Genomic DNA, 18581 nt, shown 5'->3' on the forward strand with positions numbered 1-18581 from the left:
TAACATTTAAGAATTTCTATATGCAAATGTTTTCAATAAAAAGAAACCTGTTTTTAAGTCTGTTTTTAATGAGTGGGCTTCTTTTTGCTCAGGATCCTATAGACAGCGAAACTGTAACCGTAGTAAAACCATATACCCCAACAGTTAAAGATGCAAATAAAATAAAGCAAACTCCCAAAGAGTCAGATTCTGTACGTACAGAAAAAAGGCCGGTGCAATACAGTATATTTTCAGTGCCCGTAGCTTCTACTTTCACACCCGCAAAAGGGCGTGCTACCACGGTAGAAAGAGAACGCCCGGTAAAGGTTTACGATAATTATGCAAGTCTTGGATTTGGAAATTATGGCAACCTTTTAGCCGAATTTTACAGTAACCTGGAAGTGAACCGCACCGATAATTTTGGGGTTTATTTAGACCATAATTCGTCGCAGGGTGGAATTGACGGGATTGCGCTAGACGATAAATTTTATGATACCGAGCTTAACCTAAGTTATAACTCAAAAACGAGAAATTTAGGTTGGAAAACCGAAGTAGGAGCGCAGCACCAGTTATTTAACTGGTATGGTTTACCGCAAGATGCTAATTTTAGCAACGAAGAAATAAATTCAATAGATCCTGCACAAAATTATTTTTCAGCTTATGCTGGAGCCGAAATTGAGCTGTACGATTCTTTTTTTGATAATGCCCGTGGTACTTTTAGACATACCGGAGATTCCTATTCTTCTTCAGAAAATCATTTTGATGCCCGCGGTACTTTTGAACTGAATATTGCCGATGAGTTAATCACCACAAATATTTATACTGATATTGTAAACGGACAAATGGGAGAACAATTCCTGGCAACCGATACTTACGATTATACTTTTATGAATTTCGGTATTAATCCCAGTTTATTAATTTTAAGAGATGATCTTACTTTAAATCTTGGCGTTGCATTTTTCTATAGTCAGGATGTAGAAAACAGTGATGGTAATTTTTATATCTATCCTAAAGTAACCGCTAGCTATAGATTAGGTGGCGATTATTTTACCCCTTACGCCGGTTTGGAAGGTGGCCTGCAACAAAACACTTATTATAGTTTTATACAGGAGAATCCTTACGTTTTTCCGGGCTTGGTAATAAAACCTACAGATAATGAGTATAATGCTTATGTTGGTGCCAAAGGGAAATTAAGCAATAGTATTTCTTATAATTTTAAAACCGGTTATGAGTCGCAATTTAACAAAGCTTTGTTTAGGCGAAATGCCCGGGCTAACGATATCACTACCGAAAATTATGCCTACGGAAATTCTTTTGAAGTGGTTTATGACGATGTGAAAACCCTTTCTGTTGCCGGGGAATTAAATGTAGATGTAAACCGAAATTTTAGATTAGGAATTAATGCTGAATATTTTAATTACAGCACAGATAACCAGGTTGAAGCCTGGAACCTTCCAGATTTTAAAGCTTCATTAAATGCCGATTATCAAATTAATGAAAAGTGGTATACCGGCGCTAATTTATTTTACGTAGGCGAGCGTTTTGACCAGGAAAGAATTGCTTCAGCAGGAGAGCCTTCTATGAATACAATTAGCCTTGATAGCTATTTTGATGTAAACGCTCATTTAGGCTATAGGTTTAACGATAGGCTTTCAATCTTTGCTAAAGGAAGTAACCTTTTAAATAACGATTACCAACGTTGGACAAATTTCCAGGTACAGGGATTACAAGTACTGGCAGGAGCGACTTATAAATTCGATTTTTAATAAAAAAGTCATCTTTAAATTAAAAAAAGCATCATTTATTGATGCTTTTTTTTGTTATTAATAATATCTTCGGCCAAATAATAGCCGGTAGGGAGCTTCAATTCAAGTGTTTATAGGAGCTGGTAAGGTAAAATTCCTTAACAATAACACAACATTGGAAATTCAAAATTAACAATAGAACTAACTAATATTGTACCCAAATTTTTAAGGAGGTCTTTTAGTAAAGACCAAAATCTAAATATCAAAACTATTAAAAAAGCTACTTAAATGGCAAAAGGCAAAAAGTTTAAAAGGAGTGACCGGTCCCGTCCCTATTTGAATATTCTGGACTTTATGGTTCAGGAAAAGGCATTCCTTGCAATTGTTATAGTTGGTATTATTATGGCCGGAATTTTTACCGGTAATAAAACTGCAGCCATGTGGCTTGGTTTTTTCTTCGCTGCCTATGCAACGGTAGCTAATGATAGTATCCAGTCTTTGGGAACTTTTATTGAAAGTAATAAAGCTAAACGTTGGTGGATTTTATGGCTCTACGTGGGTTCTATTTTTTTGGGAGTCGTAAGTTTCAGTTGGTTCTATTTTGATGGTGATGTAACTTTCCAAAGGTTACTTAAACCCGATGGATCCTCACCATATCCGCACCCTGAATCTTTCAGTTTCTTTCAAATTATAGCGCCTTTGGTGCTATTAATTCTCACCAGGCTTAAAATGCCGGTTTCTACCACTTTTCTTATTTTAAGTGTGTTTAGTGCCGATACTTCGGGGATTACCTCGGTAGTTTGGAAGAGTTGGACAGGCTATATTATGGCTTTTATACTATCGTTTTTAGTATGGTATCTTTCTTATAATTTTATAAAAAAATACTTTAAAAGCAGGAAATTTAATCACAGCTGGACGGCAGTTCAATGGATTGTAAGTGGTACACTGTGGGGAGTTTGGGTAATGCAAGATGGTGCTAATATAGCGGTATTCCTTCCGCGAAGCCTGGACACTTTTCAATTTATAGTCTTTGCTTTAACAATATTTGGTGGCCTGGGACTATTATTTTACTTAAGGGGAGATAAAATTCAGGAAGTGGTGAGTGAAAAATCCAGGATTTCTGATATTCGTGCAGCCACCTTAGTAGATTTAACCTACGTAATCCTGCTTATTTACAAACTATTTATAAGTACCGTACCAATGAGTACCACCTGGGTTTTCCTTGGAATTATTGGTGGTAGGGAAATTGCAATTAGTTTGGCAAGAACTAAAAAAGGTAAAAAACACCGTAAGAAAGCAGGTAGAATGATCTTTAAAGATTTTGCTTATGCTATGATTGGCTTATTCGTTTCTGTAGGTCTTGCTGCAGCGGCAAATAAAAGTATACGTGATCAAATTATAAATGCTATTTTTTAAGCATTAATTAAATAAAATTCATAAAATGCGCCTTTAATGGGCGCATTTTTTATTTTTATACGAAAATTGACAATAATGAGAAAAATATTACTTTTCGGGCTATTGAGTTTAATGCTTATTTCCTGTAATTCTGAAGATAAAGAGAAAGCAGATCTTCTTGTTTTTAATGCTGAAATTTATACTGTAGATGATAATTTTAGTTCTGCTGAAGCTTTTGTAACTAAAGATGGTAAATTCCTGGAAATAGGAACAGCTGAAGCGCTGGAGAAAAGATATGAAATTACTGAAAAGCTTGACGCCGGCGGCAAAAGTGTTTTTCCCGGTTTTATAGATGGGCACGCACACTTCTACCGCCTGGGTTTACAACAACAACGTGTAGATCTCACCGGTACCAAAAGTTTTGATGAAGTTGTACAACGAATTGTTGATTTTCAAAATCAACGTGGCGCAGAATTCATAACCGGGAGAGGATGGGATCAAAACGATTGGGAAAACAAAGAATTTCCCACAAAAGATACCCTGGATGAATTATTTCCTGATACTCCAATTGCTGTTACCCGTATAGACGGTCACGCACTTTTAGCCAATCAGGCTGCGTTAGATAAAGCGGGAATAACTACCGAAACTCCTTTTGATGGTGGCGATATTGAACAAAAAAATGGCAGGCTTACCGGCATTATTGTAGATAATCCTATGAGTCTAATTACCAATGCCCAACCGGAACCTTCTACGCAAGAGCAGGTGAACGCCTTGCTGGACGCTCAAAAAATTTCTTTTGAATACGGACTTACCACAGTGGTAGATGCGGGAATTAATAGGGAAACTATAGAACTTATGGATAGCCTTCACCAGGAGGAAAGTCTTAAAATAAGGCTGTATGCGATGATTAGTAACACCGAAGAGAACCTTGATTATTATTTGGACAAAGACCCAATTAAAACCGAAAGATTAAATGTACGGTCGGTTAAATTTTATGGCGATGGGGCACTGGGTTCCAGGGGCGCGGCTTTAAAAGAAGAATATAGCGATCGTGCCGGCCATTTTGGAGCATTACTTTCACCGGTTGAAGATTTTAAAGAAACCGCTGAACGCCTTGCTGCCTCAAAGTTTCAGTTAAATACACACGCTATTGGAGATTCAGCTAATTACCTGGTTTTAAAAACTTACGATGAACTCTTAAAAGATGGTGGAGACCGCCGTTGGAGGGTAGAACATTCCCAGGTAATAGATACGGCAGATTTTAAGTATTTCAGCAAAAATATTATTCCGTCGGTACAGCCTACACATGCAACCAGTGATATGTACTGGGCAGAAGATCGTTTGGGAGAAGAAAGAATGCAGGGTGCATATGCCTTTAAGAAATTACTGGACCAGGCTGAAATTGTAGCTTTAGGAACCGATTTTCCGGTAGAAGAAGTGAGCCCGTTTCTTACTTTTTACGCTGCTGTTGCAAGACAGGATACCAATAATTTCCCTGAAGATGGCTTTATGATGGAGCAGGCCTTATCTCGCGAAGAAACTTTAAAAGGAATGACTATTTGGGCGGCATACGCTAATTTTGAAGAAAAAGAAAAAGGAAGTATTGAAGCAGGGAAATTTGCCGATTTTATAATTCTTGATAAGGATATTATGAAAGTTGATGCCGCTGAAATTCCTGGAATAAAAGTTTTGGAAACTTATGTAAATGCTGAAAAAGTATATTAATGCATTCTATTAAAATAGATATCTTTGCACTTTAAAAATATAAGAAAATGAACGACGGATTATATGCTAAATTTTATACCACTAAAGGCCAGATTTTAGTGGAACTGGAATACGAAAAAGCACCGGGAACGGTTGGGAATTTTGTAGGTCTTGCTGAAGGTAAACTGGAAAACGATGCTTTTCCGCAAGGAAAACCTTATTATAACGACCTTAAATTTCACCGTGTGATTCCTAATTTTATGATTCAGGGTGGTGATCCCCAGGGTACAGGTGTTGGTGGCCCGGGATATAAATTTGAAGATGAAATTCACCCCGATTTAAAACACGATGCCCCGGGAAAACTTTCTATGGCAAACGCCGGTCCCGGTACTAATGGAAGCCAGTTTTTTATTACGCATACCGAAACTCCCTGGTTAGACGGGAAACACACTGTTTTTGGTAGCGTTATTGAAGGCCAGGATGTGGTAGATAGTATTAAGCAAGGAGATAAAATTGAAAAATTGGAAATCCTTAGAGCTGGAGAGAAAGCAGAAAATTTTAATGCTGTAGAGTCTTTTAGACAATTTGATGGAGCTAAAGCTAAAAGAGAAGAAGCTGCTAAAAAAAGGGAAGACGAACTGCTTGGAAAGCTTTCAGAAGGTTTTAAAACCACAGAAAGCGGACTTAGATATAAAATTGAAAAGAAAGGCGAAGGCGCAAAACCTGAAAAAGGACAAACCGTTTCAGTTCATTACAAAGGTATGCTTACCGATGGTAGTGTTTTTGATTCTTCTTATAAAAGAAATCAGCCGTTGGAATTTCCAGTGGGAGTAGGACACGTAATTAGCGGATGGGACGAAGGTATTCTTTTGCTGAATGTTGGAGACCAGGCTCGTTTTGTGATTCCGTCGCATTTGGCTTACGGGGAACAGGGCGCCGGTGGTGTGATACCGCCGAACGCAGCTTTGGTTTTTGATGTGGAATTGGTTGCGGTAAAATAAAAGCCGGAAATCACCTTAAAATATAAAGACCTCACAGGTTTTCGAAACCTGTGAGGTCTTTTTTTATGCGTCATTCTGAATTTATTTCAGAATCTAACATGAATAGATTATCAACATCTTAGATCCTGAAACAAGTTCAGGATGACGAGTTGAAAAACATTCCCAAGTTCTTTCATAATTTTTACTTAGAATCTGGCTGCGGGGTCATTCTAAGGTATGGTTTTACCTCTTTAAAACCTTTAGGGAACATCTCTTTGGCATCTTCATTAGAAACCGAAGGACTTATCACTACATCGTCTCCGTGCTTCCAGTTAGCCGGTGTGGCTACTTTTTGGTAGGCGGTAAGTTGTAGCGAATCTATTACCCTAAGTAATTCATCAAAATTTCTCCCGGTACTGGCGGGATAGGTAATCATTAATTTAATGGTTTTATCTGGCCCAATTACATAAACCGAACGTACTGTAAGTGTGTTGTCGGCTTTAGGGTGAATCATTCCGTATAGGTTAGAAACCTTCTTATCTTCATCAGCAATAATTGGGAAATTAACCGTAGTATTTTGGGTTTCGTTAATATCGTCTATCCAGCCTTTATGAGATTCAACGCCGTCTACACTTAAAGCCATTACTTTAGTGTTACGGGCTTCAAATTTATCTTTATATTTCGCTACCGTTCCTAACTCAGTTGTACAAACCGGAGTATAATCGGCAGGGTGCGAAAATAAAATTCCCCAGCTATCTCCTAAATAATCGTAAAAATTGATTTTTCCTTCTGAAGTTTCAGCATCAAAATTTGGTGCTTTATCTCCTAATTTTAATTCGCTCATAATATTATATTTTTATTGATTCTAATTATAAAATTAATGAATAATATTCAGTAAAACCTATTAAACCAATAGGATTTACTTGCTTTGTGATAAGATTAACTGATTGTTACTTTTAGCACTAAAAATGAGCAAAATTCTGTGTTTAAGATTCCGGGGCATATTTCCATTTAATACTACAGCCTAAACTGGGTTTCTGTAGCTCAGGAACTTTTTTATTAGAAAGTACGGCATCCATAGCATCCCGCAAATGTCTACCGTTTACGGGAATTCCATTTCCGGGGCGGGAATCGTCTAACTGCCCGCGATAAATTAGTTTTAATTCATCGTCAAAAAGATAGAAATCTGGTGTACAGGAAGCTTTATAAGCTCTTGCTACTTCCTGGGATTCGTCATAGAGATAAGGAAAAGAATATTGATGTTTCCTGGCTACCTCGTTCATATCATCAGGATGATCTGCCGGGTAATTTTCTACATCATTACTCATAATGGCGGCAAAACCAAAACCCAAAACACGGTAATCGCCCGCCAGTCTTACTATTTCTTCGTTTACATGTTTTACAAACGGGCAGTGGTTGCTTATAAACATAATTAAAGTGCCCTTTTTTCCCCGAATATTTTCTAGAGAATACCTATTGCTGGTAATTACATCTACAAGGTTAAAATCTGGGGCCCTGGTACCCAAAGCGATCATATTTGATGCAGTTCTGGCCATAGTCTCTTTTCTTATAAATTTACTCGATAATCTAGAATTAAAATGCTCCAGCGCTTGCTTCGAAATTAAAATATTTTTCCATATTTATGCTTCTCTGGCTCGCACAAGGTAATTTACGAATTCACTTCGGAATAGCCACTTTTTTTCTAAATTGGACTTAAAAATAAACTATGGAAATTTCCTGGAAAGATTTTGAAAAAGTGGAAATGCGAATAGGAACTATTACTGAAGTTTCCGACTTTCCTGAAGCTAAAAATCCTGCCTACAAAATGCTTATTTATTTTGGAAAAGAAATTGGGGAAAGAAAAACTTCGGCTCAAATCACCAAACGTTACAAAAAAGAGGATTTACTCAACAGGCAAATTGTAGCGGTGGTTAATTTTCCGAAGAAACAAATCGCTAATATGATGAGCGAATGCTTGGTTTTAGGGGCAGTAGGAGAAGATAATGATATCGTGCTACTAAACCCCGATTTTAAAGTTGAAAACGGTTTGCGGGTGGGTTAAAATTAGTCTTTTATTTTTTCATATTTACTCCCACAGGCTTCAATACATCTTGGGCTATGAGGATAAATAAATAACTTTCCTTCTTTTAATTCATATTTAAGCTCAAAAGTATTTTCACCGCAATCTGTACTTATCATTTTTTCAGCGTTGTCGTAAGAGGTTTCATTTATTTCCTCTTCGTTGCAAAAGCTATCTGAAGTCTTCACTAAGCCATTAGAGGTAAATTCAAGGGTTCTTCCATTTTCAACAGTTTGCCAGGTACCGCTTCCGTCACCGGGATCGGCGAGGGTTTCGGTTAACTGCCATTTTCCAGTAATTTCTTGGTTATCTAAATTAAGGTCTGGACTATTTGGAGTAGTAGAACAACTTGTTATCGCTGCGAATAATACAATAAAGAGCAAATTTTTCATCTTTTGGTTTTTAGTTATATTAAATAGATGCACACACCCACAAAAGGTTGCGTGCATCTATTCAGAAATTTACATTTCATCGCCAAAGAAGATGGCATTCATCAATAATTTATTGGTTCCAAACCAGAAAGCTCTGAAGTTGGTATTATCTGTAAACAAAATCACATTTCCGCGTCCCATTTCTGTATGTTTAAAAGGAACAGTCCCGGCAATAGAATCTAATCTAGGTGCGCTAATATAACCGCTTAATAAAGGTTCTTCGGTATACTGAATTGGGTTATTATAACTCTGTTTATCTGCTTCTACAAAAATAGTGGTATTCCTAAATAAAGGAAGTTTATCATTGGTATAACCAAAGTTCACGGGATGAGAACGATCTATATTTGCTTCAAATATAGCACCGCCAATTCCCTGTGCACCTCTAAAATCTCTTTGTTCTTCAAAACTAATATTTTCGGCCACCAGGCTGTCTTTTTTAATTTCAAGATCCATAAAATCTTCTTTTTCAAAAAAGCGGGCAGCATTGCGATAGCCAATTAAAGTTCCGCCATCGCGAACCCATTCTTTTAATTTATCAATATGGCTATCATCTAAAGCGCTTCCCCAGGAATTTGGCAGAATAATGTCAGTATATCTGCTTAGATCTGCTCTTGAAAAATTTCGGGTGTCAAGTTTTGTAATTTTCATGTCATAACGTTGATCGAATAAATGCCAGATCTCACCAGCATCGTACGGCGTGATCCCTTCGCCTACAATTAAAGCAACTTTTACAGGTTCCAAAGCCCTAAATTGATTACTTCCAAGGTTTACTCCCTGGGTTAAACCGGTGTCTATTCCATTTATTTCTACATTGGATTTTTGAGATACTTCTTGTAGAAATCGGTGCATTTTATCAGCCTCTAATTCCTGATTTTGAACCGGAATTAAAATTGTTCCATAATCATATTGTTTGTTCCCCAAAGAAAATGGCTGCATTCCCACTTTTGCACGCAAACCTTTTTCCAGGATCATATTTAAAGCTTTTGGTGAGTAGAAATCGTGCCACTGCATCACATAAGCATAATTGCTTTTTTCTACCTGATCAATTTCTGGTTTTTCCAGGTTTTCAATTTTCTCCCCGGCTTTATTCATTTTTACATTTTCAGCATAATCAAGGTTGAAAGCTAAAGGAAGCGTCCAGGCCGAAATATCGTAGAATAAACTATCTTCAAACTCGGTTCTACGCTCAAACATAGCTTTTACCAATCTATGCTGGCGCTGATTTTTAGGAACTACATAAGCCGAATTTTTTTTGAAATTCTTCCCGTCAGATTCAAAATTTTCCTGGATTTTATGAATTTCTATTTTATGTTTTTCTAGGATTTTCGCCAATTCGTAAGCTGATGAAGCATCTTTTTCACTTCCGAAAACATAAGCACCATTTTCAGTAGAATTGCGGGCATTCTTATAAAAATCACGTTGATAATTCAGGATTTTTTCGCGCATTTTTTTAGCAGCCTCTAAAGTAGAAAGTGCCGCGGTAAATTGATTTCTTATGGTGAACGGAAAAGTAAGAATACCGTTATCGGTTTCCTGGGCGTGACCACGGGAACTTCCCTGTTCAAAAAGAATTCCTATACTTCCATTAATATCGGGGAAAGTAGAGCCTTTTCCGTAGTAAAAGTCGTCGTAGTTTTCTTCGGTATAATAAAAAGAGCCTAACTCATCAAAAGCTGCTGCGTGATACGTTCCAATTTCCTTTGTGAGTTCCTGGTTAATATCCGGGGTAAGCGGATGTGTTCTGGAAGGAATTCCCGGTTGGAAGAAAAAGCTGGAATTAGAACCCATTTCGTGATGATCTGTCAAAATATTGGGAGACCATTTATGAAAAGTTTCCAAACGTGCCTGGGATTCGGGTAACTGTACCGGTAACCAGTCACGATTCATATCAAACCAATAGTGATTTGTTCTTCCTCCCGGCCAAACTTCGTCGTACTCCCTATCTTGCGGATCGGGATTTATATTTTCACTTTTATGGGTGTTAGCCCAGTAGGAGAAACGTTGTAAACCATCAGGATTAAAAGCTGGATCAAAAAGAATAATCGTATTGTCTAATAATTCCTGAACTTCCTCACCTTCAGCCGCGGCCAGGTGATAAGCTGCTAAAAGCGCAGCATTAGAGCCGCTTGCTTCGTTCCCGTGAATGGAAAAACCCTGGTTTACTACAATGGGCATTTCTTCGGTATTAAGCGAGGAAGCGTTTTCCCGGGTTAGAGCAAGATGCTTTTCCCTGATTTCTTCCAGGTTATTATGGTTTTCTTCTGAAGTTATGATAAGCAGAATAAGCGGTCTTCCTTCGTAGGTTTTGCCGCGATTTTCTACCTCAATTCTCGGGGAAACTCTTGAAAGTTCCCGCATATAATTTAAAAGTAAATCGTGGGTTATGTGCCATTCTCCCGGGATGTAGCCAATAATATCCTGGGGTTTTGGAATTTCTTCATTGTAACTTACATCCTGGGGTAGGTAATAATCTAAACTCAGTTCTTCTTGTTGGGCAAAAGCGCTAAAACAAAGAAAGAAAATAAGTAGGGGTAAAAGTTTTTGCATGTTATTTTTTGTTTGGTTATAAATATAAAAAAAACCGTCCTGAAAATATCGGGACGGTTTTGTATAGTTTTTAAATAGTTACCTTGAAACAAATGCACGAGGCACTTTATCAAATTACTGTAATTTTAAGTTAAGCATTAGAGCAATTAATCTCAATGCTCAGGTAAAATTTTAGATGTCGTCAAAACTCACATCGGTAAACTTCTCTGGAGAAACACCTTGCGTCTCACCGTTTTCTGAAGTTTCATATTCTTTTTTGAAATCTTTCTGGTGACGTTCGCTAATTACCTCTTCTCCTTTTTCATTCAGAATAAAGTCGGTCATTTCCTGTAAGATTTCATTAAAACCGGCAAAATCCTCTTTGTAAAGGTAAATTTTGTGTTTTTTGTAGAAAAAAGAACCGTCGTCGTTGGTAAACTTTTTACTCTCGGTAATAGTTAGGTAATAATCGTCTGCACGTGTGGCTCTCACATCAAAGAAGTAAGTTCTTCTTCCGGCCCTTAGCACTTTAGAGAATATTTCTTCTTTCTCCATCATTCCCTTGTCGCTCATAAAATAGATTCTTTATAATTTGGTTTAGTACTGCTCAAAAATCTAAAAATTTTTAACATCTAGCAAAAAATTTTCACATTTCTTTTTCATTTAGCTGTTTTGCATACAATTCTTTGTAATAGCCTTGCTGGTTTAGTAATTGGGAATGAGTCCCTTGTTGCACTATAGCGCCGTCTTCCAGGATAATAATTTTATCGGCATTTTTTGCTGAAGAAATCCTGTGACTAACAATTATTGTAGTTTTTTCTTTTGAAATTTTAAAAAGGTTATTCAGTATAGCTTCTTCAGTTTCAGTATCTACGGCAGAAAGGCAATCGTCAAACAATAAGATCTTAGGATCGTGAATTATAGCGCGAGCAATAGAAACACGTTGCTTTTGTCCGCCAGAAAGCGTGATACCGCGCTCTCCTAAAACAGTGTCATAGCCTTTGCTGAAGCCAGCAATATTTTTATGAACCGATGCGTTTTTGGCAGCTTCAAAAATTTCTTCGTCGCTGGCATTGGTTTTCCCGAATTTGATATTGTTTTTAATAGAATCACTAAATAAAAATGCATCCTGCGGAACGTAGCCAATACTGTTTCTTAAACTATCAAGGTTAAGATTTTCAATATTTCTTCCGTCTATGCTAATAGATCCCTGGTCAACATCATATAGTCTTCCAATAAGTTCAAGGATTGTAGATTTTCCTGCCCCGGTTTTCCCAATTATGGCGAGAGTTTCTCCACTTTCAACTTCAAAAGAAACATTTTTAAGCGCAGTAATATTCGTATCATCGTAGGTAAAGCTCACGTTATTAAAAGCGATGCTTCCGTGAATTTCATCTGGTGTTTCTTTCTTATTCGTAATTTCAGGTTTTTCGTCCAAAAATTCATTGATGCGTTCCTGGGAAGCATCAGCTTGCTGTACCAAAGAAGTTACCCAGCCTATAGATGCAATTGGCCAGGTAAGCATATTTACATAAAGGAGAAATTCAACAATAACTCCAATATTTTCAATCTCGCCGTTTATATACTGGTTACCACCTATATAAATTACCAGTACATTACTAATCCCTATTAATAAAACCATTAGCGGGAAGAAAAATGCCTGAACTTTAACCAAATCAATATTTTTATCGCGACTTCCATTAGCAAGGTCTACGAAATTGTGGTTAATCTGGGTTTCCATTCCGTAGGATTTTATAACGGCAATTCCACTAAAGCTCTCCTGGGTAAACGTATTAAGCCTGGAAAGATATTGTTGCACTACAGTACTGCGTTTATGAATGGCAACGCTAATTTTATAGATAGAAAATGCTAAAACCGGCAAGGGTGCTACCGTATACAAAGTGAGCTCTGGCGCTGCCTGAACCATAAAAATTAAAACCACCACGGTAGAAGTGAAGGTGGTAACCGTGTACATAATGGCCGGGCCAAGGTACATTCTTACTTTACTCACATCTTCGCTAATTCTATTCATTAAATCGCCGGTGCGGTTCTTTTTATAGAAATTAAGCGAAAGTTCCTGGTAGTGTTTATAGATCTCGTTTTTAAGGTCAAATTCAATATATCGGGAAACCACAATAAAGGTTTGGCGCATTAAAAAGGTAAGGAAAGCAGCTACCAAAGTGGCTCCTATAATTAGGGCAATGTTTATGGCAAGTTCGGTTCTAAGTACTTCCATAGTACTTATTTCCCCATTAATATATTGTTCTATTGCATCGGTAGAATCACCGATTAGCGGAATATAATATAACGCGAAAATGCGGGCAACGATGGTAATTACGAGACCAATTAGTAGTTTCCATTTATACTTTAGGAAATATTTATTGAGATGCTTAAGGTTCTTCATTTAAGAGTAAAAAAGCTAAAATTTGAGGATATGTTATTTTAACACGTTTTAAAAACCTCTTTGTTGAAATATTCTTTATTTTTGCACAGTGATTTTCAGAAAAATGAAAACGCTAATTTATAAAACGTAACAAGTTATGCAAGTTGATGTTCTAAATGCAAATGAACTAAAAAAGTCTGCACCAGTATTTGGTCAGCTCTCTTTTGACAACCACGAGCAAGTAGTTTTTTGCAACGACAAAGATACAGGTTTAAAGGCAATTATTGGTATCCATAACACGGTTTTAGGACCAGCACTTGGAGGCACCAGAATGTGGAACTACAGCACAGAATGGGAAGCGTTAAACGATGTTTTGCGTCTTTCTCGCGGGATGACTTTTAAAAGTGCAATTACAGGACTTAACCTTGGTGGTGGTAAAGCGGTTATTATTGGCGACGCTAAAACCCAAAAAACTCCAGAACTAATGAAGAGTTTTGGACGTTTTGTAGACTCTCTTAGCGGAAAATATATCACTGCAGAAGATGTGGGAATGGAAACTGCCGATATGGACACTGTTCGTGAAGTTACTAAATACGTAACCGGAATTTCTGAAGATAAAGGTGGTGCGGGTAATCCATCTCCAATCACAGCCTATGGTGTTTTTATGGGCTTAAAAGCCGCAGCAAAGCATAAATTTGGAAGTGATGATCTAGAAGGAAGAACCGTTTTGGTTCAGGGGATTGGACATGTTGGTGAAACCCTGGTAGAGCATTTAACCCAGGATGGTGCAAAAGTTTATATCAGCGATATTAATGAAGAAAGACTTGAAGCAGTAAGAGATAAGTACGGAGCTATAATTTTTGAAGGTTCTGATGTATATGGTGCCGAAGTAGATATTTATGCACCTTGCGCTCTTGGAGCAACCATTAACGATGAAACTGTAAAGCGCATTAAAGCTAAAGTAATCGCTGGTGCCGCAAACAACCAGTTAGCCGATGAGCTTACTCACGGTAAAATTCTTAGAGAAAGAGGGATTGTTTACGCTCCAGATTTCTTAATTAATGCAGGCGGAATTATAAATGTTTACGCTGAACTTGAGAATTACGACAAGAAGGAAATTATGCGTAAAACAGAAAATATTTACAATACAACATTAGAAATTCTAAGCAAAGCAGATAAAGATGATATGACCTCACACTTTGCTGCACTTAAAATTGCGCAACAACGAATTGATGATAGAAAAAATCAGAATTTGAAGTAGTCAATTTCAAAAGTTTGGTATTTTTGCAAGGCGAAAGAATATTCTTTCGCCTTTTCTAATTCTAAAAAGTTCTTTTACACTTATGTTGACAAGAAGACATATTCGGGTTAAAGTAATGCAGTCACTTTACGCCTTTAACCAAAGCCAAAACGACAACCTGGGAACCGAGGAAAAATTCCTGCTTAAGAGTATGGAGGAGATGTACGATCTTTTTCTGGTTCAATTAAGCCTAATTGAAGAGTTAAAAGGCCAGGCCGAAAACTTTTTAGAAAAATCTCAACAAAAGCACCTTGCTACCAGCGAGGAAAAAGATCCCAACAAAAAATTCATTTCCAACGCTATTTTTGAGATTTTCAAAAATAACGAGAGTTTACAGGATGCCCTGGAATCAAGAAAAATCACTCATTGGAAAAGGGATGATGATTATGTGCAGATTATCTGGGAAGCATTAAAGAAAAGCGATATCTATGAAAATTATATGGAAACTCGCGAATCCAGTTTCAAGGAAGATAAAGAGTTTATCATCGCTGTTTTTAAAGAAATTATTGCTCCTAATGAGAAGCTTTACGATTATCTGGAAGATGCAAAACTTACCTGGATAGACGATTTACCTATTGTAAATACTGCAGTTTTAAAGTTTCTTCAGAAATTAAAGCCGAATTCTGCTGAAAATATGAAGCTAGGGAATCTCTATAAAAATGATGATGACAAAGATTTTGCGAAAGAGTTATTCAGAAAAACTTATTTGAATGATGATGTGCTGGCAAAAGAAATGCTGGGTAAAACCCCAAATTGGGATAAAGACCGAATTGCAGAAATTGATATGATCCTTATGAAAATGGCGATCTGTGAATTCCTTAAATTCCCTTCAATACCGGTAAAGGTTACTATCAACGAATACCTGGAGTTGGCAAAGGAATACAGTACTCCAAAAAGCAGTATTTTTATAAATGGAGTTTTAGATAAATTATCTAAAGAATATAAGGAGGATAATAAGTTAAATAAAGTAGGGCGAGGCCTTATGTAATGAATAAAATTTCTTAATTTTAAAAATTAAATTATAAAGTTCACTATTATGAAAAATGGAATCTTAATGTTAGCTGCAGTGGGGGCGCTGCTATTTACTTCTTGTAAAGATAACAACAATAACGCCTCAGAAAAAGTAAAAGCTGAAAATGTAGAAAGCGCTGCAGAGCGTGATGCGCAGGCTACTGTTTATCCAAAAATGGAGTTTGAAGAATCTGAACATGATTTTGGGAATATTCCAAAAGGTAAAAATGTAGAGCATACTTTTACTTTTACCAATACAGGCCAGGCGCCTTTGGTAATTACAAATGCAAGAAGTACTTGTGGGTGTACAGTGCCAACCTGGACAAAAGAGCCAATTCAACCGGGAGAAACTGGTGAAATGTTGGTGAAATTTAATGGTTCTGGAAACGGGCAGGTAACTAAAACAGTTACAGTAACCGCAAATACAGAAGCAGGTACAGAGCGTCTTAGAATTAAAGCCTTTGTAGAAACCGAACAAAACGCTAGCTAGTAAATGGATCAATTAACCCAGTTTGCCCCAATAATATTAATGTTTGTGGTGGTGTATTTTTTTATGATACGCCCGCAAATGAAAAAAGCTAAACAAGAACGTAATTTTGCTTCAGAATTAAAGCGTGGTGACCGTGTGGTTACCAAAAGCGGAATGCACGGCAAAATTGTTGATTTTAGCGAAAAAAATAATGCGGTAATTATAGAAACCGGAGCAGGAAAAATAACCTTTGATCGTTCTTCCATCTCGATGGAAATGAGTAAAAAACTCAACGAACCGGCAAAGCCAGAAAAAGAAAGTAAGGCAAAAGCTATTAAGGAAAAGAAATAGTTTTTCTGTTTTAATCAATAGAATTTAGAATCCCCAGGCCATAGCGCTGGGGATTCTTATTTTATAGAAGATTTAAGAACTGTAAAAAACGTCATTCTGAACTCGTTTCAGAATCTAAGATATTAGAAACAGAAACTGTTTTAGGTTCTTATAAAAGATTTTAGCAATTTTTATACTTATCATTTAACCCGACACCGCTTAGAATCATCGGTTTAATTTTCTCCAGGCGAGATTTTTTTGTAACCTCTCTTTTCGCTTCAGAAATATAATCGGCGTATTCCCTTTGTTTACCTTTAGTTAACTCATAATAGGAATTCTTTAAATGTTCATCTTTTTCTAATTCCTCTTTGAGTTCTAAAGGCAGTACCAGTGTTTTATTTTTTAAAGGTTTTATTTCTTTTCCTTCCCGTTGATTCTGTATGGCTTCGGCTATGTATTTTCGAAGAATTTCCGGTTTTATTTCATCTTCTTTTTTAAACCTTATTTGTCGTAAAGCTTTGGTTTTATCTTCCTGGGCATTGTAAAGTAAAGCGGTATTTTCTTTTAATAAAGCGCCATTAAAAAACCAAAGTGCACAATGATTTTTAAAAGCAGCCATTCCTACTACATTTTTCCCATCTAAAGCATAAACGGGTGCACCCCATTTTATACATTCTTCCAATTCAGTGTTTTGTAGTATTTCTCGTAAAAAAAGTAATTCCTGTTCCCAGCTTGGGTGGGTTTCAATATACTGATCTACCGATTTTACTGCCATTTTTAACTTTTAAACAAACTGGTTATTTATAATTTTCTGAAGTCAATTCAGCGATTTTCACAATTACTTCAGTGGCTTTTTGCATACTTTCTACCGGTACATATTCATACTTCCCGTGGAAGTTGTGGCCGCCGGCAAAAATATTAGGACAGGGTAAGCCCATATAACTTAGTTGCGCGCCATCAGTACCGCCACGAATTGGTTTTAAAATAGGCTCAACATCTACCGCTTTCATTGCATTCTCAGCTATTTCAACAATATGCATTACCGGCTCTATTTTTTCTTTCATATTAAAATACTGGTCGGTGATTTCAACGGAAATACAATCATTTTCATATTGCGAACAAATCTCTGAAGCAAGGTCCTGCATCATTTCTTTACGAGCTTCAAAATGGCCTAAATCGTGATCCCGAATTATATATTCCAACACGGTTTCTTCAACATCGCCTTTCATATCGCTTAGGTGAAAAAATCCCTGTCTGCCTTCAGTATGCTCTGGGGTTTCCAAACGCGGTAGCGAGTTAATAAAGTCTATGGCAATATACTGGCTGTTTACCATTTTATCTTTTGCGTAGCCGGGGTGAACACCTTTCCCATTAACTTTAACAATAGCTTTGGCAGCATTAAAGTTCTCAAATTCCAGTTCGCCAATTTGGCTGCCGTCCATAGTATACGCCCATTCTGCACCAAATTTTTCTACATCAAATTTATGTGCACCGCGCCCTATTTCTTCATCGGGTGTAAAACCTACCCTAATTTTCCCGTGAGGAATTTCAGGATTATCCAGCAAATATTGCATCGCGGTCATAATTTCGGTAATCCCGGCTTTATCATCGGCGCTTAAAAGGCTGGTACCATCTGTAGTGATTATGGTTTGACCTTTATATTGTTTCAGGTCATCAAAATATTCAGAAGAGAGAATAATATTTTTCTCTTTGTTCAGCACAATATCCTTTCCGTCGTAATCCTCAATAATTTGTGGTTTTATATCGGTAGCATTAAAATCGGGAGAAGTGTCAAAATGAGAAATAAAACCAATTACCGGTACCTGGTGCGGTACATTTGCCGGCAGGGTAGCCATCACATAAGCGTGATCGTCTATACTAACCTCGGTCATCCCCATTTCCTGCAATTCATCTGCTAATTTCCTGGCTAGAACCCATTGCTTCTCGGTACTGGGAGTGGTCTGGCTTTCTGGATCGCTTTGGGTGTCTATAGTTATGTAACTGATAAAACGATCTATGATGCGCTGCTTGTTAATCATTGGTTAGTAGTTTACTCGATAATCGAGATTTAATCCCGAAAAATATCGGGACTCCGAGGCTGTACTCGTATTATTATTTTTTTTCCAAGTTATACCTCACGTGCTAACACTAAGGTACTTGATTTTCAAAATTAAACATTCGAATTTCAGCTTCAAAACCTTTTAAGAATTAGGGCTGGTTTTTTATGATTTCCTTCTATTTTTGCACA

17 protein-coding genes are annotated in these 18581 nt (G+C 37.0%); 9 read left to right on the forward strand and 8 right to left on the reverse strand.

Going from position 1 to position 18581, the window contains the following annotated elements:
• Window positions 1-68: 68 nt before the first annotated feature.
• From AACZ30_RS02460 to AACZ30_RS02475, 4 genes are all read left to right on the forward strand, one after another.
• Window positions 69-1745, forward strand: coding sequence for a TonB-dependent receptor (locus tag AACZ30_RS02460; protein WP_243870528.1), 1677 nt, complete (start codon window positions 69-71; stop codon window positions 1743-1745).
• A gap of 267 nt (window positions 1746-2012) precedes the next feature.
• Window positions 2013-3140: a hypothetical protein gene (locus AACZ30_RS02465; RefSeq protein WP_208226258.1), complete on the forward strand. Its 1128-nt coding sequence runs from the start codon at window positions 2013-2015 to the stop codon at window positions 3138-3140.
• 75 nt (window positions 3141-3215) lie between these two features.
• Entirely contained in the window at window positions 3216-4844 is a 1629-nt protein-coding gene (locus AACZ30_RS02470; RefSeq protein WP_339647590.1) for an amidohydrolase, read from the forward strand.
• Window positions 4845-4891: 47 nt separating this feature from the next.
• Window positions 4892-5824, forward strand: coding sequence for a peptidylprolyl isomerase (locus AACZ30_RS02475; protein WP_208226256.1), 933 nt, complete (start codon window positions 4892-4894; stop codon window positions 5822-5824).
• Between the two features lie 181 nt (window positions 5825-6005).
• Here AACZ30_RS02475 and AACZ30_RS02480 read toward each other — a convergent pair whose 3' ends face one another.
• Both AACZ30_RS02480 and AACZ30_RS02485 read right to left on the reverse strand, forming a co-directional pair.
• Window positions 6006-6647 carry a peroxiredoxin gene (locus AACZ30_RS02480; RefSeq protein WP_075327626.1) on the reverse strand — a complete coding sequence of 214 codons (642 nt, stop codon included), beginning with the start codon at window positions 6645-6647 and terminating at the stop codon, window positions 6006-6008.
• Window positions 6648-6789: 142 nt separating this feature from the next.
• Window positions 6790-7359: a thioredoxin family protein gene (locus AACZ30_RS02485; RefSeq protein ID WP_339647593.1), complete on the reverse strand. Its 570-nt coding sequence runs from the start codon at window positions 7357-7359 to the stop codon at window positions 6790-6792.
• 170 nt (window positions 7360-7529) lie between these two features.
• On the opposite strand from AACZ30_RS02485, the gene AACZ30_RS02490 reads away from it, so the two are divergent.
• Entirely contained in the window at window positions 7530-7865 is a 336-nt protein-coding gene (locus tag AACZ30_RS02490) for a tRNA-binding protein (protein ID WP_339647595.1), read from the forward strand.
• 2 nt (window positions 7866-7867) lie between these two features.
• On the opposite strand, the gene AACZ30_RS02495 is transcribed toward AACZ30_RS02490, so the two are convergent.
• From AACZ30_RS02495 to AACZ30_RS02510, 4 genes are all read right to left on the reverse strand, one after another.
• Window positions 7868-8275 carry a hypothetical protein gene (locus tag AACZ30_RS02495; RefSeq protein WP_339647597.1) on the reverse strand — a complete coding sequence of 136 codons (408 nt, stop codon included), beginning with the start codon at window positions 8273-8275 and terminating at the stop codon, window positions 7868-7870.
• A gap of 69 nt (window positions 8276-8344) precedes the next feature.
• Entirely contained in the window at window positions 8345-10861 is a 2517-nt protein-coding gene (locus AACZ30_RS02500; RefSeq protein WP_339647599.1) for a M14 family metallopeptidase, read from the reverse strand.
• Between the two features lie 171 nt (window positions 10862-11032).
• Window positions 11033-11413, reverse strand: coding sequence for a PUR family DNA/RNA-binding protein (locus AACZ30_RS02505; protein ID WP_075327621.1), 381 nt, complete (start codon window positions 11411-11413; stop codon window positions 11033-11035).
• A gap of 73 nt (window positions 11414-11486) precedes the next feature.
• Window positions 11487-13244: an ABC transporter ATP-binding protein gene (locus tag AACZ30_RS02510; RefSeq protein WP_339647601.1), complete on the reverse strand. Its 1758-nt coding sequence runs from the start codon at window positions 13242-13244 to the stop codon at window positions 11487-11489.
• A 136-nt stretch (window positions 13245-13380) separates the two neighbouring features.
• Here AACZ30_RS02510 and AACZ30_RS02515 point away from each other — a divergent pair, with 136 nt between their 5' ends.
• The 4 genes from AACZ30_RS02515 to yajC all read left to right on the forward strand — a co-directional run bounded on the left by AACZ30_RS02515 (window position 13381) and on the right by yajC (window position 16354).
• Window positions 13381-14484 carry a Glu/Leu/Phe/Val dehydrogenase gene (locus tag AACZ30_RS02515; RefSeq protein ID WP_070053412.1) on the forward strand — a complete coding sequence of 368 codons (1104 nt, stop codon included), beginning with the start codon at window positions 13381-13383 and terminating at the stop codon, window positions 14482-14484.
• 82 nt (window positions 14485-14566) lie between these two features.
• Window positions 14567-15511: a transcription antitermination factor NusB gene (nusB, locus tag AACZ30_RS02520; RefSeq protein ID WP_070053411.1), complete on the forward strand. Its 945-nt coding sequence runs from the start codon at window positions 14567-14569 to the stop codon at window positions 15509-15511.
• 48 nt (window positions 15512-15559) lie between these two features.
• On the forward strand, window positions 15560-16024 hold the full coding sequence (locus AACZ30_RS02525) for a DUF1573 domain-containing protein (protein ID WP_339647605.1): 465 nt from the start codon (window positions 15560-15562) through the stop codon (window positions 16022-16024).
• Window positions 16025-16027: 3 nt separating this feature from the next.
• A complete protein-coding gene (gene yajC / locus AACZ30_RS02530) occupies window positions 16028-16354 on the forward strand; it encodes a preprotein translocase subunit YajC (RefSeq protein ID WP_070053409.1) in 327 nt (108 codons plus the stop codon).
• 160 nt (window positions 16355-16514) lie between these two features.
• On the opposite strand, the gene AACZ30_RS02535 is transcribed toward yajC, so the two are convergent.
• Together AACZ30_RS02535 and pepT are read right to left on the reverse strand one after the other, a co-directional pair.
• Window positions 16515-17108 carry a DUF1801 domain-containing protein gene (locus tag AACZ30_RS02535; protein ID WP_339647609.1) on the reverse strand — a complete coding sequence of 198 codons (594 nt, stop codon included), beginning with the start codon at window positions 17106-17108 and terminating at the stop codon, window positions 16515-16517.
• 22 nt (window positions 17109-17130) lie between these two features.
• Complete coding sequence (gene pepT / locus AACZ30_RS02540) at window positions 17131-18372, reverse strand: peptidase T (protein WP_339647611.1); 1242 nt, start codon at window positions 18370-18372, stop codon at window positions 17131-17133.
• Window positions 18373-18581 lie beyond the last annotated feature (209 nt).

The organism is uncultured Salegentibacter sp., from assembly GCF_963972535.1.
GTDB lineage: Bacteria > Bacteroidota > Bacteroidia > Flavobacteriales > Flavobacteriaceae > Salegentibacter.